This window comes from Serratia sp. NPDC078593 (assembly GCF_050268245.1).
Classification (GTDB): Bacteria; Pseudomonadota; Gammaproteobacteria; order Enterobacterales; family Enterobacteriaceae; genus JBNNGK01.
The window spans coordinates 69,533-92,983 of the sequence record NZ_JBNNGK010000010.1; the positions used below are offsets into that span (position 1 = coordinate 69,533).

The window sequence follows — 23,451 nt, forward strand, 5'->3', positions numbered from 1 at the left end:
CCCTCTTTGTAAGCAAAGCTCAATTGCAACCCGATAAACGGTGGTTTGTTATTGACCTGTTTTGAATTATGAGGAATAAAAATTTCAATTTCAAGGTTAAATGAAATTAACACCCCGTTAGCGGCATGCCCATAATCGTGCAACAGTTTCCCGCTGTTTATGCGGCTGCAACCTATGATGATGACGCCTATTGGTCTTGATGATAGCGGGTGATCAGTGATGTTGTCTGAGTGGGGGAAGTGTGGATTTTCTCGAGAATGCGATCTTTATCGCAAAATGAAATGTTTTTTCTGAAATGTTATTTTATGGAAAATTTATTTGTTTATACTCGTTTCACGTTTTAGGTGGTCGGCAGAGTGATTGGCGCAGGAGACTGACCGCTATAAAGGGGGAAGAAAATGAGTAAGACTAAATTGACGATGGCGCAGGCGCTTGTCAAATTCCTCGACAACCAGTATTTGCTGGTGGACGGCGTCGAAACCAAGTTTGTGAAAGGCATTTTTGCTATTTTCGGCCATGGCAACGTGCTCGGTTTAGGTCAGGCGTTGGAGCAAGACTGCGGCGAACTGATGGTCCACCAGGGTCGTAATGAGCAAGGCATGGCGCATGCTGCTACTGGTTTCGCCAAACAAAAACTGCGTCAGCAAATTTATGCATGTACCTCCTCCGTCGGCCCTGGGGCTGCGAATATGCTCACGGCGGCAGCAACCGCGACGGCCAATCGTATTCCCTTATTATTATTACCTGGGGATGTTTACGCCTCACGCCAGCCAGATCCCGTATTACAGCAAATTGAACAATCTTACGACCTCAGCATCAGCACCAATGACGCATTTCGTCCGGTGAGTAAATATTGGGATCGTATCGTACGCCCTGAGCAACTGATGAGCGCCTGTATTAATGCCATGCGCGTGTTAACCGATCCGGCGGAAACGGGGGCGGTGACGCTGTGCTTGCCACAGGATGTACAAGGTGAGGCATACGACTATCCTGATTACTTCTTCCAGAAGCGAATCCACCGTCTTGAGCGCCGCCCTGCGACGCAGGGTATGTTGGCGGATGCGTTGGCGTTGTTGTCGGGTAAACGTAAACCACTGCTGATATGTGGTGGTGGGGTGAAATATTCGCAAGCAGGCCGGGCGCTACAACAGTTTGCCGAACGTTTCCAGATCCCCTTTGCAGAAACGCAAGCGGGCAAAGGGGCGATTAAGTCCAACCATGTGTTCAACGTAGGCGGTATCGGTGAAACCGGCTGTTTGGCCGCCAATACGTTGGCGAAACAGGCCGATCTGGTCATTGGTGTCGGCACGCGCTATACCGACTTCACCACGTCTTCCAAGTGGTTGTTCCAAAACCCACAAGTGGCGTTTCTCAACATTAACGTCAGTGCGTTTGATGCGGGTAAATTGGATGGTTTACAGCTACTGGCGGATGCTCGTGACGCACTGAACGCGTTGGCGTCGCTGATGGCGGAGTCAGGTTACCTCGCTGATTGGGGCGACGCCATAACAGCGGTGCAGGCTGCTCAAAAAGAAGAAACGGCACGGGTCTATTCCGTTGCCTATACCGGCGCGGATTTTATCCCGGAAATCGATGATCATTTGGATCGTGAACGGGTCTTTGGTGAATACATTGAGCAGACCGGTTCATCCTTGACACAAAGCCGCGTATTGGGTTTGTTAAACCAGAACTTACCGAATGATAGCGTGATTGTCGCCGCCGCGGGAAGCCTGCCCGGTGACTTACAACGCGTTTGGCAGAACCACGACGAACACGGTTATCACGTGGAGTACGGCTACTCCTGCATGGGGTACGAAGTGAATGCCGCACTGGGCGTCAAGTTAGCTGAGCCGAAGCGTGAGGTCTACGCCATGGTGGGCGACGGCGCATTTATGATGCTGCATTCAGAACTGGTCACCTCAGTTCAGGAAGGCTGCAAAATCAACGTCGTGCTGTTCGATAACATGACCAATGGGTGTATTAATAATCTACAAATGGAACACGGTATGGACAGCTACACCACCGAGTTCCGCTTTCGTCAGGAAGGCAAACTGCAGGGCAGCTTAGTGCCGGTAAATTTTGCCATGCTCGCGGCCGCTTACGGCTGCAAGACCTACAGTATCACCACCGAACAGCAGTTAATCGACGCATTAGCGGATGCTCGTCAGCAAACGGTTTCAACTTTGCTGGATATTAAAGTGTTGCCAAAAACTATGGTGCACAAGTATCTCAGCTGGTGGCGTGTGGGCGGCGCGCAGGTAGCCAAAAGTGAAAAGATTGTCGCGGTGGCTCACAAGCTACAGGAAAACATCGACAAGGCCCGTGATTACTAAACATCACGAATTCTGTCTCTACCCTACAACGAATACCCAACATAATTCGAGTTCATCAATGTGGTTACCGATCGGATTCCGAGGAACAAGATGATAAGCGCAGATAAATCTGCCAAGGCAGAAGTAAACCTTGTTCACAGCGGTAGCGAGCAGGCCAAGACCCAAGACGTTGCTCGAAGTATATAGGGTATATTTGAGGATAACGGAAATGACATTAAACATTGGGGTTATTGGTACCGGCGCGATTGGCCGCGATCACATTCGTCGTTGTAGCAACGTGTTACAAGGCGCGCGCGTGGTTGCCGTTAGCGATATTCATCGCGACAGTGCGGCGGGCATTGTTAAAGAACTGCAGTTAGCTGCACAAGTCTATGAAAATGGTCACGATCTGATTAATGCCACTGACGTACAGGCAGTTTTAGTGACGTCATGGGGGCCGAGCCATGAAGAGTTCGTGTTGTCGGCGATTGACGCGGGCAAGCCGGTATTTTGTGAAAAACCCTTGGCGGTGACGGCGCAGGGGTGCAAAAACATCGTTGAAGCAGAAGCGAAGCACGGTAAACGACTGGTGCAGGTCGGTTTTATGCGCCCTTACGATCAGGGCTATCGTGCATTAAAGCAGGTACTGACCAGCGGTCAGATCGGTGAGCCGCTGATGCTACATTGCGCCCACCGTAATCCAACGGTCGGTGAGGCCTACACCACCGATATGGCGATAACAGATACCTTGATCCATGAAATAGATGTGTTGCGTTGGTTACTGGACGACGACTACGTTTCAGTGCAGGTGATATTCCCACGTAAAACCGCTAAAGCGTTTGCTCACCTGAAAGATCCGCAGATTGTTTTGTTTGAAACCGCCAAGGGGACACGCATTGACGTCGAGATCTTTGTGAACTGCCAATATGGTTATGACATTCAGTGCGAAGTAGTGGGTGAAACCGGGATTGCTAAATTGCCGGAGCCTTCGTCCGTACAGATGCGCAGCAGTGCCAAATTGACAAACGAGATCCTAATGGACTGGAAAACGCGTTTCATTGATGCCTATGACGTGGAGCTGCAGGGCTTTATCAATGATGTGTTGGCCGGCCAACTGCAGGGGCCGTCTGCTTGGGACGGCTATGCTGCCGCTGTCACCGCCGATGCTTGCGTTGCCGCGCAGCTTAGCGGTGAGATTGTACCGGTAACGCTACCATCGCGTCCGTCGTTTTATCATTGCTAAATTTCATTCCCGCACTCGATGAATGAGGGCAACCATGAAGATCGCTTTTGACGTTGATGTCACAAAGGATTTAGGCCTTACCCGAATGGTGCAGCAGGCGGCTGACTGCGGTTATCAATATGTTGAGCCGTCCCCGCATCCGCAGAACAACCCTTTCTATAAGCATCCGAAAGCAGGCCACGACATCATGGCAGAGTATAAGAACGTGTTGAAAGCGACCGGGGTAGAAATGGGCGTTCGGGTGATCAATACCAAATTGGCGGGTAATCCTAACGAACCGGAGGTTTGTGAAGAGCAGTGGTACAAGTCGATGGAGGAATTGCTGCCAATAATCGAACGGGAGAGGATACGTGTAGAAATACAATCCCACCCGTAGGACTTTTGCGAATTAAGTAATGAAGCCGCCGACATGGTGAAATTATTACGTAGCGATCACGGTAAGTACTTGTACAGCGTACCGCACTCTTTTTATTACGACAAAGGTCAGGGGGATGTCACGCGCATGCTGAAATACGCCGGGGAAGACCTGTCTCATGTGTTGATCGCCGACACCATGAACCACATACCCAGCATTGTTACATCGTCAATCTGCCGGGGGGCGATGGCGGCGGTACACCAACACGTTGGTATTGGTGAAGTTGAAGCGGATTTTGATGCACTGTTCCAGACATTGCGCGAGTTGGCGTTTGCTAAGCGCAATTTTAACGTTAGGGGCGAATCCATTATTTGTACGTCCTTATTCGGTTATCCAGAATAAATGCAAACCCAGGCGATTGCCACCCGGGAACGCATCGAAAAAGAGCTGCTGTTACCTTAAACAATGTTATCGGCGACATCGGCAGAGGAACTCTGCCGCAGAATCGAAAATAAAACCGAGGCTCAATATGAACAAAGATTACGTGAAGCTGGCTATTGCCCCTATTGGCTGGACTAATGATGATATGCCGGAGTTAGGTCAGGAAAACACCTTTCAACAATGCGTCAGCGAAATGGCTCTGGCCGGATTTACCGGCAGTGAGGTCGGCAGTAAGTATCCCCGAGATCCCAACGTGCTCAAACCGATGCTGGATATTCGCGGTATCCAGATCTGTAACGCTTGGTTCAGCACTTTCTTTGCCGATGGTCAGAAAGAAAAAACCATCGATGAGTTTATTAACCACATGAATTTTCTGCATGATATGGGGGCTAAGGTTATTGGTTGCTCAGAACAGAGCAAGAGTATTCAGGGCACGAGCAAAGCGGTACTGGAAGAGAAACCGCACTTTAGCGATGAAGAGTGGCAGCGCGTCGCTGAGGGCTATAATCAATTGGCGAAAATTGCCGCAGAGAAAGGCATGCAGGTTTGTCTGCATCACCATATGGGTACAGGTATTCAGACGGCTCAAGAAATCGATCGGTACATGAGCATGGTAAACGATGATGTCTATCTGCTGTTTGATACTGGACATGCCTATTATTCCGAAGGCAGCCAACAGGCAATGCTCGCTATTTTGGAAAAATACCTGTCGCGTATTAATCATGTTCATTTGAAAGATGTGCGTGACGAGGTGGTGGCGGAAGTCAAAGCGAAGCGGTTGAGTTTTCTTGATGGCGTGAAGAAAGGGAGCTTCACTGTGCCTGGCGATGGTGTCATTGATTTCCGGCCGGTGTTTAAGCTGCTAGATGAGCGAGGCTATAAAGGCTGGATGGTAGTAGAGGCCGAGCAGGACCCGGCTATTGCTAACCCGTTTGAGTATGCAGTGAAAGCCCGTCGTTATATCAGAGACACAGCAGGTATCTAAGCTGCGGTCACCGATGGCCAAGAGATAAACTGAGGGCATATGAAAATGCCCTCATGCAACTGACAAAACAGCGCATCCGTGCAGGGCGCTGTATGATACCGCACTAGACAAAATGAACATGCTGCTCGCGTGTGTGAACAGCCGCCAAATTCTCACTCTTTGCATATTTAGCAAAACTTTTCTTAATCGTGGTGAAAACGCGCCATATGGTAGGCATCGACCAACTTGCCATCGCGTACCGCAAAATGTCGGCTGGTTCCTTCAATTACAAAGCCGAATTTGCGATATAAGGCGATCGCGTGCTGATTGTCAGTGAAAACCGTCAGTTCAATGCGTTGGATAGCTGCCCAATTATCACAAATATTAATCATAGCCTGCATGAGCGCGCTGCCGACGCCCTTACCGTGATGAGACGGATCGACACCAAGGCCAAAAGTAGCGACGTGGCGACGACGCACGCGTTGATTGAGTTCCAAGGCGAGCTGGCCGACGACGTTATCACCAATACAGGCGACTAGCTCGGTGACGCCCGGTTTTGATTCCAGCAAACGTTGTTGCCACATCGATTGGGACTGTAGCGGAAGGTGTAACGTATCGCGATAGACATCCGGATGCGCGTATAATTGTTGTAGTGCCGTAGCATCAGTCGCTTCGACGTGGCGAATGCTTATTCCCTCCATACCCTCTACCTTTAACATTTAAATAACCTCTAAAATTATCGGTTTAGCGTAACGAGTCAATAATATTTCAAATTGGTCAAAAAAACGCTTTACAGATGCGAATGATAATGATTATTATTGCCATGCGTTCTCGGGAGGGTAGCAGCTCTGCCACTCTTACTTGAAGGCACGACATTGCTCACATTGCTTCCAGTGTTACTTAGCCAGCTCGGGTGCTGGCTTTTTTTTTGCCTCAATCTCATCCACCTTTACGCTCAACAATTCTTCTGCGGATCCTCTGTTAATTTCATCGAATTTTTTGAACAGAGGGGTGAGTTTTTTACGCTTTCTTATTTTTTCCCTAGGACTAGACTGTAAAAAACATTGAGGAGAGTTGAATATGATTTATGTACGCAAAGCAACAGACCGGGGTCATGCGAATCATGGCTGGTTAGATAGCTGGCACACCTTCTCATTCGCTAATTATTACGATCCCGATTTTATGGGGTTCTCCGCACTGCGGGTGATCAATGAAGATGTGATCGATGCGGGGCAGGGTTTTGGCACCCATCCACATAAAGACATGGAAATACTGACCTACGTGCTGAGTGGTACCGTAGAGCATCAGGACAGTATGGGAAATAAAGAGCAGATTCAGGCCGGTGAATTCCAGATCATGAGTGCGGGTACTGGGGTACGTCACTCCGAATATAACGCCAATCACGATCGGCCGTTGCACCTGTATCAAATCTGGATTATCCCCGATAAGAATGGTTTGCCACCGCGTTATGAGCAGCGCATGTTTGCGGCCCCGCAGGGGCGCCAATTAGTGCTGTCGCCCGATGCTCGGGAAGGTTCGTTGAAAGTATTCCAAGACATGACGCTGTCGCGTTGGGCATTGGCAAAAGACGAAAAGGCAGAGTGCCCGATCGAGGCTGGACGCCGTGTTTGGATACAGGTAGTACGCGGTAGCGTGACCATCAACGGCCACCCAGCCAGCACCAGTGATGCGTTCGCCGTGTGGGATGAAGTTGCGCTGTCAATTCGTGCCGACGAAGACAGTGAAATCTTGCTGTTCGATCTGCCTCCGGTTTGATAAAGACAGTGGTCGCATTGAGGGCTCAACGTGCGTTGGGCCCTTTTACTGTTTGCAGCCACGCAACCAGCAATATCAGCCCGCCTTTTTATTTGCTAAAATGCCCCCCCATTCACGGTTAGTCAGTTCATTGATAATGAAGAAAAAACGGCCGGTACTTCAAGATGTAGCAGATAAAGTAGGCGTCACCAAGATGACGGTGAGCCGCTATTTGCGTAATCCGGATCAGGTTTCCGCCGCTTTGCAGCAAAAAATAGCTGTCGCGCTGGATGAGTTGGGGTATATCCCTAACCGAGCACCGGATATCCTTTCCAACGCGACCAGTCGCGCCATCGGTGTGTTGCTGCCCTCCCTGACTAACCAGGTGTTTGCCGAGGTATTACGCGGCATTGAAAGCGTGACCGATGCCCATAATTATCAAACGATGTTGGCGCACTACGGCTATTTGCCGGAGCGTGAAGAAGAGCGGCTAACATTTTTGCTGTCTTTCAATATTGACGGTTTGATCCTTTCTGAGCGTAACCACACGCCACGCACCCTGAAGATGATCGAGGTTGCGGGGATCCCGGTGGTGGAACTGATGGACTGCGTGACACCCTGTTTGGACTTGGCCGTGGGATTCGATAACTTTGAAGCTGCTCGTCAAATGACGCAGCAAATTATCGCCCACGGGCATCAACATGTCGTTTATCTCGGTGCACGTTTGGATGAGCGTACGCTGATCAAACAGCGAGGTTACGAACAAGCGATGCAGGAGGCAGGTTTGCCGCCTCGCTGCATCATGACCGACCGCGCCTCATCGTATTCGGCGGGGGGGGAGCTGTTGCGTTTAGCACAGGCCAAATACCCGCAGGTAGACAGTATCTTTTGTACCAATGATGACTTAGCGATAGGGGCGATGTTTGAATGCCAGCGCCAAGGATTATCGATTCCGCAAGATATGGGTATTGCCGGTTTTCACGGCCACGATATTGGCCAGGTGATGGTGCCAAAGCTCGCCAGCGTGCTGACGTTGCGCGACCGTATGGGGCAGGTGGCAGCTGAAAGTCTGTTGGCTAAATTACGCGGGGAAAACGTCAGCCCGCGAATGATTGATACCGGCTTTTCGCTCTTGCTTGGCGGCAGTCTATAACGTGATCTAAGCCCGAAAATATCGCCCCCGGGCATTCTCCTCTAAGAAGGGCCATAGCGTTTTTTGATGGCCTTCACACTTATTTAATGCCTTTTTCTCTGTTTGTTGCTTAATAGTTCGTCTACAAAGACAATGTTACCGATAACTTGTTACCAGTAACATTTATGCTGGTGACGCCAACAGGGCAATAAATTATGAGTAATTCACAACACCACGTTTTTATTTTGATGGGTGTCTCTGGGAGCGGCAAATCGGCGGTAGCCAATGCTGTGGCCCATGAAATCAACGCCGCGATGCTTGACGGAGACTATCTCCACCCCCGCACAAATATTAATAAAATGGCAGGCGGCCACGCACTGAATGACGACGATCGCGCACCGTGGTTAGCGGCATTAAACGATGCGATCTTTGCCATGCAGCGCACGAATGAGGTTGCACTGCTGGTCTGTTCCGCACTGAAGAAGCGCTATCGCGACCGCTTACGTGACGGTAACGGCAATCTGCATTTCATCTATTTGCAAGGTTCAAAGGACGTTATCGAAGAACGCCTGAAACAACGTAAAGGGCATTTCTTTAAGCCACAAATGTTGGTTTCTCAGTTTGAAGCGTTGGAAGAGCCGGGCGTGGAAGAAGCTGATGTCCACGCGATTGATATCAACCAACCGCTAGATGATGTGGTCGCTGACACCATTAAACTTATAACCACAATAACCGCTCAGGAATAATTATGGATACTTTAACGCTGGTGTTAACCGCCGTTGGCTCGGTGTTGTTATTGCTGTTCCTGGTAATGAAGGCGCGTATGCACGCTTTTATTGCTTTGATGTTGGTGTCGATGGGGGCCGGTTTATTCTCAGGCATGTCGCTGGAGCAAATCACTGAAACCATGCAGAAAGGCATGGGTGGCACGCTGGGTTTTCTGGCGATTGTGGTCGCGCTGGGAGCCATGTTCGGCAAGATCCTGCATGAAACCGGTGCGCTGGATCAGATAGCCGTCAAGTTATTGAAAGGTTTTGGTGAGAAGCGTGCGCATTATGCGTTAGGTATCGCCGGATTGGTGTGTGCGCTACCGCTGTTTTTCGATGTGGCGATCGTGTTGCTGATTGGTGTCGCCTTTGCCGTTGCGCGCCGTACCGGCGGCAACTTGGTTAAGCAAGTTATTCCGCTGTTCGCAGGGGTTGCGGCCGCGGCAGCCTTCTTGGTTCCGGGGCCAACGCCGATGTTGTTGGCTTCACAAATGAACGCAGATTTCGGTTGGATGATACTGATCGGTCTGGTGGCCGCGATCCCTGGCATGCTGTTGGCTGGCCCGCTGTACGGTTCCTTCATCAGCAAGCATGTCACGCTGGAATTGCCGAAAGATATCGAAGAGCCAAGCATTGATAAGAGCAAACTGCCTTCGTTTGGTTTCAGTCTGGCATTGGTGTTGTTCCCGCTGGTATTGGTGGGGATGAAAACGATTGGCGCGCGTTTCACACTTGAAGGTAGCTCGCTGTATCAATGGCTACAATTCATCGGTCACCCTTTTACCGCCATTTTGATTGCTTGCCTGGTCGCGATTTATGGTCTGGCTATTCGCCGTGGTATGAGCAAAGAGAAGGTGATGGAGGTGTGTTCCGCTGCCATTCAACCGGCTGGCATCATCCTGCTGGTGACCGGTGCCGGGGGCGTATTCAAACAGGTATTAGTGGATTCTGGCGTAGGCCCGGCCCTGGGTAACTCATTGATTGGTGCTGGTTTGCCGATTGCTGTCGCGTGTTTCGTGCTATCGGCAGCAGTCCGGGTGATTCAGGGGTCGGCTACCGTTGCCTGCCTGACCACGGTTGGCTTGGTGATGCCAGTGATTGGCGAGCTGGGTTATTCCGGTGCGCAAATGGCAGCGTTGTCGATTTGTATCGCGGGCGGCTCTATCGTGTTGAGCCACGTGAATGATTCCGGCTTCTGGCTGTTTGGTAAGTTTACCGGTGCGACAGAAGCACAAACCTTAAAAACCTGGTCAGTCATGGAAACCATCCTCGGCACGACCGGTGCCGTGATCGGTATGATTGCCTTCGCATTGATGTAAGTCACCCATCACTCTGAAAGGCGCAGTTGCGCTTTTCAGAGTGTTACCCCTTTGCTGTGTGCTTGCACCCACCCACATTGTCATTTCCCCCTCACCGATAGATAACACGCCCGCAAACTTTCCCGACTTGGGCTGCGTGATCTCATCATGCCTTTGTCACTTGGCGTTTGGCCGAGATATAAGCAGGGCTGCTAAAAAACACTCAGCCATCGATTAAATTCACTTTGCGCCTGCGCCGACATTTTGTAAGGTGGGCAGAGTGCTCATCATTTACGAATTTGTCGTCATCTTCCAAGGCAGGGACAGTTAATATGAAAAACGTTGGTTTAGTCGGTTGGCGCGGTATGGTCGGCTCGGTGCTCATGCAACGCATGGCAGAAGAGCGCGATTTTGACGCCATCCGCCCGGTATTCTTCTCGACATCGCAGCACGGTTCTGCCGCGCCCGCTATCGGCGGTCAGCAACAGGGTACGCTGCAAGATGCCTATGATATTGATGCGTTGAGTGCGCTTGATATCATCATTACCTGCCAGGGCGGTGATTATACCAACGACGTTTATCCTAAACTGCGGGCCAGTGGCTGGCAGGGGTACTGGATTGATGCGGCATCCTCGCTGCGTATGCAAGATGATGCGGTCATCATTCTGGATCCCGTTAACAGTGCCGTCATCAAGCAGGGGCTGGACAACGGCATCAAAACCTTTGTCGGCGGTAACTGTACCGTCAGCCTGATGCTGATGTCGTTAGGCGGCCTGTTTGCCAACGATCTGGTGGAGTGGGCTTCCGTGGCCACCTATCAGGCGGCCTCTGGCGGTGGTGCACGCCATATGCGTGAATTACTGACCCAGATGGGCATGCTGCATGCCGATGTGGCGAAAGAACTGCAAGATCCGGCCTCCGCCATTCTGGATATTGAGCGCAAAGTGACGGAAGCCACACGCTCAGGCAAATTGCCAACCGATAACTTTGGCGTGCCGTTAGCGGGCAGCCTGATTCCGTGGATCGACAAACAGCTCGATAACGGCCAGAGCCGCGAAGAGTGGAAAGGCCAGGCGGAAACCAACAAAATTCTGGCAACGTCAAGCGTGATCCCGGTTGATGGTCTGTGCGTGCGCGTGGGTGCACTGCGCTGCCACAGCCAGGCGTTCACCTTAAAGCTGAAAAAAGACGTCTCGCTACCAGAAATTGAACACATGCTGGCCACGCACAATGATTGGGTGCGGGTGATTCCGAACGATCGCGAATTATCCATGCGTGAACTGACGCCAGCCGCCGTCACCGGTACACTGAATACCCCGGTCGGCCGCTTGCGTAAGCTCAATATGGGGCCAGAATACATGTCGGCCTTTACGGTGGGTGACCAACTGTTATGGGGCGCGGCAGAACCGCTGCGCCGCATGTTGCGTATTCTGCTGTAGGATATTTACTTACGGCGCAAGAGGCATCACTAAAGTGTAAAAACCCTTAAAGCTCGCATGATTGCGGGCTTTTTTGTTTTTATCAGGTTGCGAGAAGCCTCAAAGAAGCATCACTAAAGCGCACCGTTATGTTGTATCCAAGATCGTACATTTGAGGGTTGGATACAGCATATTGGGAGGCTTTGTGGCGAAATTGACAGACATGCAGATTAGGGCATGGGTGAGGGCGAAGGAGTTCTTTCAGGGACGCTCAGATGGTAATGACTGTATTTGCGATAGGTGTTGTCTTGGGGTACGACGTGGCCGCAGAGAGGCAGGAACGGGAGGCCGCAATACGAAAAAACGCTGAGGAGGAACGAAAGGCGGTTAGGCATATTGATGGGGAACCTGAATATTTCCCTGTGTGCCCCGCGCCTCTATCTGTATCACGCTTACCTTGCCTAGATGGACGCTCACGGATTTGACAAGCTCCTTACCCTGATGTGGTTTGGCTCAGATTTCCCCAAGGAGTACGGGGCGGAGTACAAGAAGGCAAAGATCAAGGCGACAAAGTCATAACATTTATGTGGATAATCACCGCTCATGTTTTATGTTGGTGATTCGTATCGCGTTTAAATTAAGAATAATCAGTATGCTAAATACCATTCAGATCCCCAACCACAATAATCATCACGCCTCAAGGCTCTGGGAATAGGGTATTTCGTCGAGAACTCCTTATTAACGATTTCGAAATAGAAAACGTACTGGAAACAGAATTAGCTAACTGAGGGATCACAAATGGTAAAACAAAGGACGCTTGCAAAGCGCGAGAGGCTACTCGGTGGAATACATTGACACTATACCGCTGAATTTCGACCGAATGCAGGCGGAGCAGTCGTGGGAAGCGCCTACGCGGGTGCACAAGATGGTACGGGATAAGGTACGTTAACGAATCACAGGGATGGATAATGGATTTTTTTGAACGGCTGGAGCGGACAGATGCGCTAATCATCCGGTTTTATGCCCGGCGAAAAGTGTGGGTCAGGGGCGTGCTGTCGCTGCCGGTGGTGTTTCTGTTTGGCTGGGTCGTGTGGGTGATGTTCTGGGCACCACCGGCGGGTGGGGTGACTCTTGTCGCTCATAGCAAAATTGACCGGCCCATTCTGGGGTTCAGTGTGAATGGTATGGCCGGGCCAAATACGGGGGTGTATAACCCCAACAATCCATCTTCTGGTATTGGTAGTAATACAACCTGCTGCGGCAGTATCAGCGGAAAGACCGCCGAGGTGATCTGGACGCTCAGCGTCACCGGGCCACAGTATGAGGCGGGAATGCGGCCGGAGCAGCGGCGGGTGGTGATGCCGCTGCCGGAGCGCAAGCGGGGTGAAAACGACCTGCACGTTCATTTTTTACCGGGAGACCGGGTGCTGCTGGGGTGGAGCGATAACGCGTTCTCCCCCTATGATCCGCGCAGCCCGAAGTATACCCCCTCAGAGCTTCTTAAAGGAGAATAACTATGGAAATGGATTTGGAAGCGATTATCGCGGCCGCGCAGTAGGCTTGCGATTGAGATTAACAGATAACAGGGAAGAGTGATGGGATTGTTTAAAAAGTTAGAGCAGATAGATCAGGGGATCAACCTATTTTATGCCCGGCGAAAAGCGTGGATCTGGGGCGTGCTGTCGCTGCCGGTGGTGTTTCTGTTTGGCTGGGTCGTGTGGGTGATGTTCTGGGCACCACCGGCGGGCGGCGTGACGCTGATTATTCACAGCAAAATAGAACGGCCTATTTTGGGGTTCAGCGTGAACGGCGTCGCTGGGGGAAATGCTAGCGCTCATAATCCGAATAATAAATATACAAATGAAAGTGGTGGTGCGACAACCTGCTGCGGCAGTATCAGGGGGAAGACCGCTGAGGTGATCTGGACGCTGGATGTCACCGGGCCGCAGTACGACGCAGGAATGCGGCTGGAACAGCGACGGATCATGATGCCGCTGCCGGAGCGCAAGCTGGGTGAAAACGACCTGCACGTTTACTTTTTACCGGGAGACCGGGTGCTGCTGGGGTGGAGCGATAACGCGTTCTCCCCCTATGATCCGCGCAGCCCGAACTATACCCCGTCCGCGCTTCTTAAAGGAGAATAACTATGGAAATGGATTTGGATGCGATTATCGCGGCCGCGCAGCAGGCTTGCGATTGAGATTAACGGATAACAGGGAAGAGTGATGGGATTGTTTAAAAAGTTAGAGCAGATAGATCAGGGGATCAACCTATTTTATGCCCGGCGAAAAGTGTGGGTCTGGGGCGTGCTGTCGCTGCCGGTGGTGTTTCTGTTTGGCTGGGTCGTGTGGGTGATGTTCTGGGTACCACCAGCGGGCGGTGTGACGCTGATTATTCATACTCGAATTGATAGGCCTATTCTGGGGTTCAGTGTGAACGGCGTGGCGGGGGGCAATGCAGGGGCTTTTGACCCGAATAATAAGTATTCGGGTGAGAATGGAAAAACCACCTGCTGTGGCAGCATCAAGGGAAAGACCGCCGAGGTGATCTGGACGCTCAGCGTCACCGGGCCACAGTATGAGGCGGGAATGCGGCCGGAGCGGCGGCGGGTGGTGATGCCGCTGCCGGAGCGCAAGCGGGGCGAAAACGACCTGCACGTTCATTTTTTACCGGGAGACCGGGTGCTGCTGGGGTGGAGCGATAACGCGTTCTCCCCCTATGATCCGCGCAGCCCGAAGTATACTCCGCCACCAGTACACACAGAGGATAAGTGACCATGGAAATGGATTTGGAAGCGATTATCGCGGCAGCAAACCGGGCGCAGCAGGCCTGTGACTACCGGCTGGGAAACTGTTCCCGGATACTGCATATCGGGTTTTTCTTTGACGGCGTGGGGCGCAATATCGAGCAGGACGCCCCGGCGAATCGGCTGAGCAATGTAGCCCGGCTGTACCGGGCATATCCAGTGCCTGAAAAAAACACATCTACAGAATCATATCAGGCGCACTACATATCCGGGCTGGGCACGCCGTTTGATGAAACGGAGGATGAACGGATTCAGGAAATGATGGATAAATCCCTGGGCTCGCTGCTGGATGATCTGAAGGACAAGCCCGCAGATATGGCGAAAGAGGCCTTTCAGTCGACGCTGGGCGGCGCCAGCGGCAAGGATGTCCTGACGGAGATGAAGGACACGCTGCTGACCCCGAAGGGGCGACTGGGGATGCTGAAGGACTCGGCAGTGAACGCCCTGAAGCGGGTGAGCATTGAGGCGACGCCGTGGCTGCGTGACTCGGAGTTTATGGCCTACAACTTTGTGACCGGCGCTGATACGCGCCTTAACAGCGTAAAAACACGTTTTGAGCGGTCATTTGAGGAGGCAGTAAAAGGCGGAGATGTGCCCGTGCGGTTGATTTCGGTGTCGGTATTCGGTTTTGACATGGGGGGCACGCTGGCCCGGCAGTTTATTGATGTGCTGCTAGGTGAGGTATGCGACAGGAACACGGGGGATAAACCCACCTTTCGCGGCGTCCCGGTCGATATCGTGTTTGCCGGGCTGTTTGACTGCTCGCGGGATACGCCGGGGAGCAGCGATGACGGTCTGGACTATGCGGCCTCGGCGGTTAGTTGGCTGCCCGGTCCGGTCGCGAAAACGGCGGGAACGGTCGGTTCACTGTTCGGGCGTAAATACCTTGAGCATATGTCGCCGCTGCCGGAGGCGGTCAAGAAATCGCTGCATCTGGTGGCAGCCCATGAGCGGCGGCGCTGGCGGTGCGTGTACCGCACCGGGCGGGACGGTTTTGAGCATCAGGAGATGCTGATGCCGGGGTGCAGTGAGGATATCGGGGGCGGGCTGAGGCCGGATGTACAGAAACCGAGCGCGGAGCTGTGCCGGGTGTCGCTGCGCAAGATGTACGTTGAAGCCATGATGGCAAGCGTTCCCTTCCCTGATTTCAGCACGTTGTATAAGACTGACCGGCTGGTATGGTCTTATTTCGACCTGAGTAACGGGGTGGAAAACCAGTCTGCCGGACAATGGGTGAACCGCTATCAGAAAACGGTTCCTTATAAATCGCTCAGCTATGGGGCGATGAACCGGCATCTTGACAGCTATTTTGAATGGCTAGGTAAACAGCACTATGAGTACAAGAGTGAGCTACGGCGGTTGGAGAGTATTCAGTCTGGCATTCTGACCTCGCCCGGTGCGTCGACGGGGCTGGTGGGCTTTACCTCACAGGCCAGACAGGCGGCGGGTGAGGTGGCTGATGAGATCCGTATCCTGAAAAAACACTGGGGCTGGCTGTCGGATGTCGCGAATGCCGCAAATCTTCTGCTGACCCGGAAGCTGTATAATCCGCCACGGATGTTTGTGGAGAATATTCACGCCCCGGCCTGTGCCCGGGCGAACCACTTTATCGAATGTGGAACGGCAGGCTTTGATGGCAGACCTCTGCCGATGATGTGGTACAACGCTCCGGAAGCGCTTTATGCGTGGTTTGTGCATGATGTGCAACGTGCTGAAGGTATCAATGACGGGTATTTTTCCGTGCGCTGGACGGAGCCGCAGGGATAATCACAAGTATGCGGATCACCTACGACATGGAGAACCGAGTGAAAGCGGTAACGTTTGTTGAACTGTTCACTGTATAAACTGAAGTGGGTAGTCGATTACATAATCAGGAATCACTCTACTTTGGTATGTACCCCATAACGATCGCGTTTGTTACCCTGCCATCGTAACGGCTCACAGGGTCTTTTCTGTGTAGTCGTGTCTTGGCATATCGGATGAATCAATGGAACGAAATTCAAGCAGGTACGGTCAGGGCGCATCAAGCCGGTGACATTGTAAGACTGAAAAAACCGATGTGCTGGTCTTGAGGTTGCGACTGAACGTTCACGGAATAATTAAGCCGGGGCAGCGCGTTTTCCCGAGGCAATCAATAACGTTGTGATGATCTGAAAAGGGCCGGTATATCCGGCCCTGAAAGGATGCGGAAATGAAAACGTTATGATGCTATCGACAGCGTTTTCGGTTTCGCATGCTTCTCCAGCCAGGCGGTTACGCGTGCTTGCTGTGCATCGTCCAGCCACATGCCGAGTTTGGTACGTCGCCAGATAGCATCGGCCAGCTCGACGACCCACTCTTTTTCGACCAGATAGCGCAGTTCGGCTTCATACAAACCGTGGCCGAAATCTTCACCCAACTCTGCTAGGCTGTTTGCATCACCCAGAATCAGTTCGCTGTGGCTGCCGTAGGTGCGTGCGTAGCGGCGCGCCAGTGATTCTGGCAACCAGTTACGTTCGCGGCGCAGTTTAGCGGCGTAGCTGTCGCGATCGCCACCGATGTCACCCCCCGGCAATGAACCGTTTTTGGTCCAGGCTGGGCCTACCCCCGGATAGTAATACGCCAGTTTCTCCATCGCATGTTCGGCCAGTTTACGATAGGTCGTCAACTTACCGCCGAATACCGACAGCAGCGGTGCCTGGCCTTGTTCGTCATGCACATCCAAGGTGTAATCACGCGTGACCGCCTGCGGCGAATCTGACTCATCGTCACACAGCGGACGCACGCCGGAGTATGTCCAAACGATGTCATCGCGGCCTAACTGCTTCTTGAAGTGGTCGTTATACACTTTCAGCAGATAGTCGATTTCATTATCGTCAATCTTCACGTCTTTCGGATCGCCGTGATATTCCACATCGGTGGTGCCAATGATCGAGAAGTCATCCAGCCAAGGAATGACAAACACGATACGGTGGTCTTCATTTTGTAAAATGTACGATTGCGGCTGATTATGCGCTTTTGGCACCACAATATGGCTGCCTTTGATCAGGCGGATACCATACGGTGATTTCAGCTTCAGGCCATCGTCGAAGAAGTTTTTCACCCACGGGCCGGTGGCGTTCACCAACCCTTTGGCGCGCCAGGTGAAGGTTTTACCGCTGTCGACATCGGTCGCTTCCACCATCCACAGGCCATTTTCACGCCATGCACGGGTTACTTTGGTGCGGGTACGCACTTCACCGCCGCGTTTTACCACTTCCTGCGCGTTCAATACCACCAGACGCGCATCGTCGACCCAGCAGTCAGAATATTCGAAACCGCGCTTTAGCTCCGGCTTCAGCACTGATTCTGGTCCAAAGCGCAAACCTTTACTGCCCGGCAGGCTGGTGCGTTTACCCAAGTGATCGTACAGGAACAGGCCAGTACGAATCATCCAGGCCGGGCGCAGATGCGGCTGATGTGGCAGACGGAAACGCATAGGGAAAGCAATATGCGGTGCCAGTTTTAGCAATACTTCGCGTTCGGCCAGCGCTTCGCTCACCAAGCGGAATTCATAGTGCTCCAGGTAGCGCAAGCCACCGTGGATCAGTTTGGAACTGGCGGAAGACGTAGCACAGGCCAAGTCTTGCGCTTCCAGTAGCAGTACGGACAACCCGCGCCCGGCAGCATCTGCCGCGATGCCGGCACCGTTGATGCCGCCACCGATAACGATCAAGTCTTTGGTTTCCACGTCATCTTCCTCCAGATGTTCGAAATAGCTCTTTCATGTTCGTTTTCGCTCATGATTGTAATCAAAAACCAACAAACAAGCCAAGGCTTAACCAAACAAAAACATTCTGGCGTGATAGAGATAACAGTTTATTGATAGTAGTTATACAAATAGAAAGGGTATTGTTGATGCCCTCTCCTGAGCGGAGAGGGGCTGAGTTAGGGTTGGGGAATCAGCACAGCTCGAGTTGGACGTCGTATTGTTCGATGATTTTCATCACGCTTGGCGGCGGCAGTTGGTCGGTGAACAGGTAATCAATCAAATTCATCTTGCCCAGGTTCACCATCGCATTACGGCCAAATTTAGAGTGGTCCGTCACCAACATCACGCAGCGTGAGTTTTCGATAATTGCGCGTTTGGTACGCACTTCGTGATAGTCGAATTCGAGCAGCGAACCATCCATATCAATGCCGCTGATGCCGAGAATGCCGTAATCCAGGCGGAATTGAGAAATGAAATCCAGCGTCGCTTCGCCCATGATGCCGCCATCGCGGGTGCGAACTTCACCACCGGCTAAAATCACGCGAAAATCCTCTTTGGCGGTCAGCAAGGTCGCCACGTTGAGGTTATTGGTCACCACACGCAGATTTTTATGGTTCATCAGCGCGTGGGCGACCGCTTCAGGCGTGGTGCCGATATCAATAAACAGCGTTGCGCCGTCTGGGATCTGGCTGGCGACGCGTTGAGCAATACGCGCCTTCTCTTCTGACCACATCACCTTACGATCGTGATAGGCGGCGTTGACTGAGCTGGAAGGCAGCGCCGCGCCGCCGTGATGGCGCTGAATTTTATTCTGATCGGCCAGGTCATTCAGATCGCGGCGAATCGTTTGCGGGCTGACGTCAAAATGTTCGACCAGTTCTTCCGTGCTGACATATCCCTGTAGTCGCACCAGTTCGATAATTGCGTCATGACGCTGTGTTTGCTTCACGATAATCCCCTATATGATGTCTACCTGGCTGTTACGGTTGGTTATTTGTGCGGTGCCGCGTATCCCAAAATGCCATCAACAACCCTAACACTAAACCGGCTACGTGTGCCGCGTTGGCGATCGACATTCCTAACACATCGAAGTAGCCAGCCACCAACCACAGGACGGAAAAGGCCATCAGGCCGCGCGGCAGCATCAGGCCGCGTTCCGGTGCCCGTTCGCCGCTTAACCAACAGTAGCCCATCAAGGCGTATACCACGCCGGACAAGCCACCGAAGAATGCGCCGCTGAACAGTGATTGTGCCCAGCCGCTGAAAAAGGCGGAAACCACCGCCAGCACGAACAGTTTACCGGCGCCGAGGCGTTTTTCCATCGGGCCACCCAAATACCACCACCACAGCAGGTTAAACGTAATGTGCAGCAGTGAAAAATGCAGGAAGGCATGGCTGATCCAACGCCACAGTTGGGCGTATTGATCGCTATTTTGCGGCCAGGAAAGCCAGTACATCACGGTGTTGTCGCCCAGCACCTGCATCAGAATGTAGATCAGAATGCACAGCGCCATGACCGATAACGTTAATGGGCCGGCCTTGCTGCGGATGATGTGCAGATAGGAAACCTGTTCATAAGGCATCTCGGTTCCGGTGTGACCGGTTTGCCAACTGGCCGCCTGATAGCGGCGGTTAAGCGGATCGAGCATGAACTGCTGTAACTCATGCTGAACCTGCTCCAGATGACTGTCGTCGGCCAGCCAGATTTCCGCTGCGTCTTGGGTGTGTTGTACCTCAAGCGTAATGCCCTGCGTCGCCATGTAATCGACAAAAGCCTGCGCCAGACGGGGATTGGATACGGCGATCACTCGAACCATAAATTGGGATATTCCGTCATAAGTAGATGATTTCTGCCACGGTTTACGCGACCGATGACATTCGACGGCTGATTATACCGTCGAAATCTTGAACCAAGGCAAGCGATCGATGAAAAATGAGTGAATGGGCGATAAAAACGACGGGCGCGGCTGCGCCCGGGCGGTTAGGCGGAGGTGGCGACGTCCTGTGGGTAGTGGCGCGCCCAAGCGTCGAAACCGCCATCGATGCTGTAGACGGCATCAAAACCCTGATTCAACAGGTACTGCGCTGCGCCACGGCTGCTGTTGCCGTGATAACACATCACCATCACCGGCCGTTCAAAATCATTTTGTTGCATGAAGGCCTGTAGGGTGTCGTTGGTGAGGTGATATGCGCCTGGCGTATGAGCAGCGGCAAAACTCTGTGGGTCGCGGATGTCAACCAGCGCGGCGCTGCCGTCTTTCCAACGTGTGTATGCCTGCTCAACATTGATCGCTTCAAACTGTTCCATACTGCTTATTGCCTTGTCATGGGGAGAGGCGTTTATTGTAACCAATTCTGCGGCAATTAAGACCAGAGCAAGACTGGGGTTTCTGCTACTGGCCTATCGACAATGGGTATTCGGAGCCTTTGTTCCCTGTTATGCGCCGTAACCCATCATTTTGAGCAATTGCTGTGCTTGCTGCACGGCCTCCTGACGATGGGCAACCCCCAGTTTTTGGTACAAATTGCGGATATGCGTTTTGATCGTGGTGGCTGCGACCGCTAATTCACTGGCTATCTGATCGTTGCTGTAACCAGAATAAATCAGCCCCAGGACTTGCCATTCCCGTTGGGTGAGTGGGCTGGTGCGGATCAGTTCCGGGACTTGCGGGTGCGTGAGCAACTTATCGACGAAGTTCTCGTCAAAATGGGCGAATTTGTGCCGATGATGTTGGTTAATATCGCGCAGAATACGTTGCGCGCGGTGCTGTTCCAGTTCCGGCAGCGTATTCAGTTGAATCAACTGGCGCAACTGTTGTGCCATCGCCTCGCCTTCAATCACGAAGTGGCTGATAAAACCGGTGCGATTGGCCAGCGATAACGCCTCCATCAAGACGCGTTGTGCATCACTTTTACGCTCCATCTGCCAGTAGAGTTGGTTGCTGAGCAGGAGGTTGCGGTTCAGATCGCTCACCAAGCGCAGGCGACGAGCGTTGTCATTGAGTTCGTCCAGCACCACTTCGGCTTCTTCATATTGGCCCAGCATAATGTGTACGCGGGCGATGTTGCGCCATTGGCCTTGTAAAAAGTGGTTATCCGCCATGCCGGGTTTTTCCGCGTGACGCAGCCAATTGGCCGCAGCAGCGGTGTCGCCGGTCATTTGCCACAGGATCACGCGCGGCTTATCGGCGTTGGTCAGCCAGTCGCGATGATATTGCGTCCCCTGTAACAGCGTTTCACAGCGCTGAAGATGGGCGTGCGCATTATCCAGATCGCCCCGCGCCAGCGAGCATTTCGCCAACATGGCGATGCATTGCAACTGCTGTTGTGGCTGATAGTTTGCCAAGATGGTCAGGCCTTGGCGTGCGGCCTCTTCGGCTTCATCCAGCCGCGACCATGACCACAAAATCTGTGCCCGGATGCGTAACAGGAACTCGTGCATCGGCAACTGTTCCAAATGTTGTTCACGCACCAGTTCGAAGGCTTTATCTTGTGTCTCAAAGGCCGCCTGCAAATAGCCTTGCGCGATCAGGATTTCGCTCTGCTGTAACAGCGCCCATAGCGCGTAATGGTAAGCCTGATGGCGACGCGCCATCTGTTCGGTTTGCTGTATCATCGGTAGCGCACGCGCCAGTTCACCCTTACAGTGATGAACCTCACCGGTGACTGAGGTGGCGACAATGCGGCTGTAATAACTCGATAGCGGCAGGAACTTCAACGCTTCGGCCGCCAACCGCTCAGCCTCTTCTGGTTTGCCGGCATTGATTGCCACCTGAGCGCGCAGCGCGTCGAATTCGGCATGCAGTGTTGGGTCGATGGTGATCTGTTGCTCACGCATCGCCTGTTCCGCCCGTTCAAGCTGGGTATTCACTTCTATGTAACGATGCTGGCTTTGTGCCAGCCAGGCTTGCAGCAACGCCAGTTTCGGGTTTTGCACCAACCGTTCGTAAGGCAGGGCGTTCAGGCACTCTTCCAATAGCGCCAGTTCGCTATGGTGAAACAGCGCCCAGGCGTGTTGGAGCAAAATGTCCCGTAGCATACTGACATCGCTGGCCGCCAGCGCATGGTGAATGGCTTCAGCCGGATAGCCTAGCGCCAACCAGCCTTCGGCAGCGGCGCGGTGTAGCCCGGGTAACTCCAGCGCCAGCTCCCACTGGCAGCGTTGCCGTAAAAAGCTGGCAAATAGCGGGTGGAAGCAGAACCATTCGCCGGTATCGTCCATGCGATGGATAAATAAGCCCTGACGCTCCAACTCCTCAAGCCGCTGCTGGCCGTTATCTTCGCCGGTCAGGCGCACAATTAGCGCATCGTTCATTGAGCGCAATACCGAGCAGCGTAACAGGAAGGCGCGTGCATCTGCGTCAACACGATCGAGCACCTCATCGACCAGATAATCGGATAGGTGGCTGGCATTTAGCCCGGCCAGCCGTTTGGCGGATAACTGTGCAGAAACACTCGACTGACGAGCGGAAAGGGCAATGAGCTGTAAAGCGGTGGCCCAGCCTTCAACCTCATCGCACAAACGGCGGCTGTCTTGTTGAGCCAGCGGTGCGGCCAAGCGACAGTCAAAGAACTGCTTAGCTTCCAGATGAGTAAAGGCCAGTTGCTGAGTGCCCAATTCCAGCAGTTGATCGCGTACCCGTAGATTTGCGATGCCTAGCGGCGGCAGCGTGCGTGACATCAGAATCAGCGTCAGGTTTTCGGGTTGATGACGCAGGAAGAAGCGCATGGCTTCATGAATCACGTCGTTGGTAATCAGGTGATAATCGTCAATGACCAAGTACAGCGGTTGGTGCCATTCGGCCAATTCGATAAACAGTTGGCCGAATAACGCAGACAGGCTGGCGTATTGATGTTTTTGGCTTAGCGCTTCGCTTTTGACGCAGTGTCCGCCGGTTGCCTGTTGCAGTGCGGCGATCAGATAGCTGGCAAAGCGTTCTGGCTGGTTGTCACTTTCATCAAGAGAATACCAGCCGAGCACTGATTTACCGGCTGCCCATTGGGCAACCAGCGTGGTTTTTCCGTATCCCGCCGGGCAATTAACCAATGTCAGGCGATAGTTGGCCGCGCCACTGAGCTTAGCCAGCAGACGGTCGCGTACCACGGTATTGTGCAGCCGTACCGGGCGGCTCAGTTTTGATGGGATCAGCATAGTATTCCAGAGTTAAAGCGCGGTTCCCGCCGCCAAAACCAGCCCGCAGGCGAACAGATTTTTTACCTGCCAGGAACG

At 52.7% G+C, this 23,451-nt stretch carries 19 protein-coding genes and 2 pseudogenes; 15 read left to right on the top strand and 6 right to left on the bottom strand.

Features of this window, described 5'->3' with window-relative positions; genetic code table 11:
- Positions 1-398: 398 nt before the first annotated feature.
- From iolD to iolE, 5 genes and pseudogenes are all read left to right on the top strand, one after another.
- The gene (iolD, locus tag ACQKDS_RS12725; protein ID WP_399670925.1) at positions 399-2,333 is read left to right on the top strand and encodes a 3D-(3,5/4)-trihydroxycyclohexane-1,2-dione acylhydrolase (decyclizing); all 1,935 of its coding nucleotides are present in this window, start codon (positions 399-401) and stop codon (positions 2,331-2,333) included.
- A 208-nt stretch (positions 2,334-2,541) separates the two neighbouring features.
- Positions 2,542-3,555 (top strand): Gfo/Idh/MocA family protein, encoded by a 1,014-nt coding sequence (locus ACQKDS_RS12730; protein WP_399670928.1) that lies wholly within the window; start codon positions 2,542-2,544, stop codon positions 3,553-3,555.
- A 34-nt stretch (positions 3,556-3,589) separates the two neighbouring features.
- Entirely contained in the window at positions 3,590-3,931 is a 342-nt protein-coding gene (locus ACQKDS_RS12735; RefSeq protein WP_399670931.1) for a hypothetical protein, read from the top strand.
- A 30-nt stretch (positions 3,932-3,961) separates the two neighbouring features.
- A pseudogene (locus ACQKDS_RS12740) lies at positions 3,962-4,312 on the top strand (sugar phosphate isomerase/epimerase); the annotation flags it as partial.
- A 127-nt stretch (positions 4,313-4,439) separates the two neighbouring features.
- The gene (gene iolE / locus ACQKDS_RS12745; protein ID WP_399670934.1) at positions 4,440-5,336 is read left to right on the top strand and encodes a myo-inosose-2 dehydratase; all 897 of its coding nucleotides are present in this window, start codon (positions 4,440-4,442) and stop codon (positions 5,334-5,336) included.
- Between the two features lie 182 nt (positions 5,337-5,518).
- Here iolE and ACQKDS_RS12750 read toward each other — a convergent pair whose 3' ends face one another.
- Complete coding sequence (locus ACQKDS_RS12750; RefSeq protein WP_399671178.1) at positions 5,519-6,016, bottom strand: GNAT family N-acetyltransferase; 498 nt, start codon at positions 6,014-6,016, stop codon at positions 5,519-5,521.
- A 379-nt stretch (positions 6,017-6,395) separates the two neighbouring features.
- Between ACQKDS_RS12750 and ACQKDS_RS12755 the strand changes: the two genes are divergently transcribed.
- The 10 genes and pseudogenes from ACQKDS_RS12755 to ACQKDS_RS12800 all read left to right on the top strand — a co-directional run bounded on the left by ACQKDS_RS12755 (position 6,396) and on the right by ACQKDS_RS12800 (position 16,258).
- Complete coding sequence (locus ACQKDS_RS12755) at positions 6,396-7,091, top strand: pirin family protein (protein WP_399670937.1); 696 nt, start codon at positions 6,396-6,398, stop codon at positions 7,089-7,091.
- Positions 7,092-7,227: 136 nt separating this feature from the next.
- Positions 7,228-8,223, top strand: coding sequence for a gluconate operon transcriptional repressor GntR (gntR, locus tag ACQKDS_RS12760; protein ID WP_399670939.1), 996 nt, complete (start codon positions 7,228-7,230; stop codon positions 8,221-8,223).
- A 194-nt stretch (positions 8,224-8,417) separates the two neighbouring features.
- Positions 8,418-8,948 (top strand): gluconokinase, encoded by a 531-nt coding sequence (gntK, locus tag ACQKDS_RS12765; RefSeq protein WP_399670941.1) that lies wholly within the window; start codon positions 8,418-8,420, stop codon positions 8,946-8,948.
- 2 nt (positions 8,949-8,950) lie between these two features.
- Positions 8,951-10,288, top strand: coding sequence for a gluconate transporter (gene gntU, locus ACQKDS_RS12770; protein WP_399670943.1), 1,338 nt, complete (start codon positions 8,951-8,953; stop codon positions 10,286-10,288).
- Positions 10,289-10,599: 311 nt separating this feature from the next.
- The gene (asd, locus tag ACQKDS_RS12775; protein ID WP_399670946.1) at positions 10,600-11,706 is read left to right on the top strand and encodes an aspartate-semialdehyde dehydrogenase; all 1,107 of its coding nucleotides are present in this window, start codon (positions 10,600-10,602) and stop codon (positions 11,704-11,706) included.
- Positions 11,707-12,072: 366 nt separating this feature from the next.
- Positions 12,073-12,243 (top strand): annotated as a pseudogene (locus ACQKDS_RS12780) (primase-like DNA-binding domain-containing protein); the annotation flags it as partial.
- A gap of 410 nt (positions 12,244-12,653) precedes the next feature.
- Positions 12,654-13,199 carry a DUF3304 domain-containing protein gene (locus ACQKDS_RS12785; protein WP_399670949.1) on the top strand — a complete coding sequence of 182 codons (546 nt, stop codon included), beginning with the start codon at positions 12,654-12,656 and terminating at the stop codon, positions 13,197-13,199.
- 81 nt (positions 13,200-13,280) lie between these two features.
- Positions 13,281-13,829: a hypothetical protein gene (locus ACQKDS_RS12790; protein ID WP_399670952.1), complete on the top strand. Its 549-nt coding sequence runs from the start codon at positions 13,281-13,283 to the stop codon at positions 13,827-13,829.
- Between the two features lie 81 nt (positions 13,830-13,910).
- Positions 13,911-14,459 carry a DUF3304 domain-containing protein gene (locus ACQKDS_RS12795; RefSeq protein ID WP_399670955.1) on the top strand — a complete coding sequence of 183 codons (549 nt, stop codon included), beginning with the start codon at positions 13,911-13,913 and terminating at the stop codon, positions 14,457-14,459.
- Between the two features lie 2 nt (positions 14,460-14,461).
- On the top strand, positions 14,462-16,258 hold the full coding sequence (locus ACQKDS_RS12800; protein ID WP_399670958.1) for a hypothetical protein: 1,797 nt from the start codon (positions 14,462-14,464) through the stop codon (positions 16,256-16,258).
- Between the two features lie 433 nt (positions 16,259-16,691).
- Here the strand turns inward: ACQKDS_RS12800 and glpD are convergent, their stop codons facing one another.
- The 5 genes from glpD to malT all read right to left on the bottom strand — a co-directional run bounded on the left by glpD (position 16,692) and on the right by malT (position 23,373).
- Positions 16,692-18,200, bottom strand: coding sequence for a glycerol-3-phosphate dehydrogenase (gene glpD / locus ACQKDS_RS12805; protein WP_399670961.1), 1,509 nt, complete (start codon positions 18,198-18,200; stop codon positions 16,692-16,694).
- A 211-nt stretch (positions 18,201-18,411) separates the two neighbouring features.
- Complete coding sequence (locus ACQKDS_RS12810) at positions 18,412-19,170, bottom strand: DeoR/GlpR family transcriptional regulator (RefSeq protein ID WP_399670964.1); 759 nt, start codon at positions 19,168-19,170, stop codon at positions 18,412-18,414.
- A gap of 31 nt (positions 19,171-19,201) precedes the next feature.
- Positions 19,202-20,038 (bottom strand): rhomboid family intramembrane serine protease GlpG, encoded by an 837-nt coding sequence (glpG, locus tag ACQKDS_RS12815; RefSeq protein ID WP_399670967.1) that lies wholly within the window; start codon positions 20,036-20,038, stop codon positions 19,202-19,204.
- A gap of 164 nt (positions 20,039-20,202) precedes the next feature.
- Positions 20,203-20,529 carry a thiosulfate sulfurtransferase GlpE gene (gene glpE, locus ACQKDS_RS12820; protein ID WP_399670970.1) on the bottom strand — a complete coding sequence of 109 codons (327 nt, stop codon included), beginning with the start codon at positions 20,527-20,529 and terminating at the stop codon, positions 20,203-20,205.
- Between the two features lie 129 nt (positions 20,530-20,658).
- The gene (malT, locus tag ACQKDS_RS12825) at positions 20,659-23,373 is read right to left on the bottom strand and encodes an HTH-type transcriptional regulator MalT (protein WP_399670973.1); all 2,715 of its coding nucleotides are present in this window, start codon (positions 23,371-23,373) and stop codon (positions 20,659-20,661) included.
- Positions 23,374-23,451: the final 78 nt, after the last annotated feature.

What these genes read in the sequence shown, in the direction of transcription:
- iolD (WP_399670925.1), top strand. Translation starts at nt 399, where the DNA reads ATGAGTAAGACTAAATTGACGATGGCGCAGGCGCTTGTCAAATTCCTC.
- ACQKDS_RS12730 (WP_399670928.1), top strand. Translation starts at nt 2,542, where the DNA reads ATGACATTAAACATTGGGGTTATTGGTACCGGCGCGATTGGCCGCGAT.
- ACQKDS_RS12735 (WP_399670931.1), top strand. Translation starts at nt 3,590, where the DNA reads ATGAAGATCGCTTTTGACGTTGATGTCACAAAGGATTTAGGCCTTACC.
- iolE (WP_399670934.1), top strand. Translation starts at nt 4,440, where the DNA reads ATGAACAAAGATTACGTGAAGCTGGCTATTGCCCCTATTGGCTGGACT.
- ACQKDS_RS12750 (WP_399671178.1), bottom strand. Translation starts at nt 6,016, where the DNA reads ATGGAGGGAATAAGCATTCGCCACGTCGAAGCGACTGATGCTACGGCA.
- ACQKDS_RS12755 (WP_399670937.1), top strand. Translation starts at nt 6,396, where the DNA reads ATGATTTATGTACGCAAAGCAACAGACCGGGGTCATGCGAATCATGGC.
- gntR (WP_399670939.1), top strand. Translation starts at nt 7,228, where the DNA reads ATGAAGAAAAAACGGCCGGTACTTCAAGATGTAGCAGATAAAGTAGGC.
- gntK (WP_399670941.1), top strand. Translation starts at nt 8,418, where the DNA reads ATGAGTAATTCACAACACCACGTTTTTATTTTGATGGGTGTCTCTGGG.
- gntU (WP_399670943.1), top strand. Translation starts at nt 8,951, where the DNA reads ATGGATACTTTAACGCTGGTGTTAACCGCCGTTGGCTCGGTGTTGTTA.
- asd (WP_399670946.1), top strand. Translation starts at nt 10,600, where the DNA reads ATGAAAAACGTTGGTTTAGTCGGTTGGCGCGGTATGGTCGGCTCGGTG.
- ACQKDS_RS12785 (WP_399670949.1), top strand. Translation starts at nt 12,654, where the DNA reads ATGGATTTTTTTGAACGGCTGGAGCGGACAGATGCGCTAATCATCCGG.
- ACQKDS_RS12790 (WP_399670952.1), top strand. Translation starts at nt 13,281, where the DNA reads ATGGGATTGTTTAAAAAGTTAGAGCAGATAGATCAGGGGATCAACCTA.
- ACQKDS_RS12795 (WP_399670955.1), top strand. Translation starts at nt 13,911, where the DNA reads ATGGGATTGTTTAAAAAGTTAGAGCAGATAGATCAGGGGATCAACCTA.
- ACQKDS_RS12800 (WP_399670958.1), top strand. Translation starts at nt 14,462, where the DNA reads ATGGAAATGGATTTGGAAGCGATTATCGCGGCAGCAAACCGGGCGCAG.
- glpG (WP_399670967.1), bottom strand. Translation starts at nt 20,038, where the DNA reads ATGGTTCGAGTGATCGCCGTATCCAATCCCCGTCTGGCGCAGGCTTTT.
- glpE (WP_399670970.1), bottom strand. Translation starts at nt 20,529, where the DNA reads ATGGAACAGTTTGAAGCGATCAATGTTGAGCAGGCATACACACGTTGG.
- malT (WP_399670973.1), bottom strand. Translation starts at nt 23,373, where the DNA reads ATGCTGATCCCATCAAAACTGAGCCGCCCGGTACGGCTGCACAATACC.